The following is a 503-nucleotide window of genomic DNA, read 5'->3' on the forward strand; positions in this document are numbered from 1 at the left end:
ATCAAAAATGAAGGGAAAGAAAGTTCTGAACCGCGCAGCATCGGTCGCCAGGCGACTGCGCCCGGGCAAACCGATGCTGGTCGGCGCGCTTCTGAGCGTGGTGTCGGTGGCGGCGATGGCCGCCGGCGACTATTCGTCGCTCACGGGTCTGACCGACATCATCTGCACGATCAGCAACCTGATCAGCGGTCCGTACCTGTACGGCATCGGCATCGTGCTGATCACGATCGGCGGCGTCGCGGTGGCGAATTCGGAAAGCAACATCGCCAAGACGTTCTCGGTGGTGCTGGTGGGTCTCGGGATCGCCTCGGTCGCCGTGCCGATCATGCGCGATCACTTCCATATGTCGGTCGCCTGCTGATATGCGCCAGCACAAGGTCAGTCGAGGGCTGTCGCTGCCGCGCCAGATGGGGGGCGCGGACCGGGGTCCGGGGTTTGGCGATCTTCAACGGCACATTGACGGCACTGCTCACCTACATGAGCTGGAGTCCCGCGTTTCTCGT

General features: G+C 62.8%; 1 protein-coding gene. It reads left to right on the forward strand.

Annotated elements, in window-relative coordinates:
* Positions 1-361, forward strand: a 361-nt coding sequence (locus P7F28_RS07755) for a TrbC/VirB2 family protein (RefSeq protein ID WP_306805826.1), incomplete at its 5' end; no start/stop codon positions are given.
* Positions 362-503: the final 142 nt, after the last annotated feature.

This window comes from Caballeronia sp. BR00000012568055, from assembly GCF_029439455.1.
GTDB lineage: Bacteria > Pseudomonadota > Gammaproteobacteria > Burkholderiales > Burkholderiaceae > Caballeronia.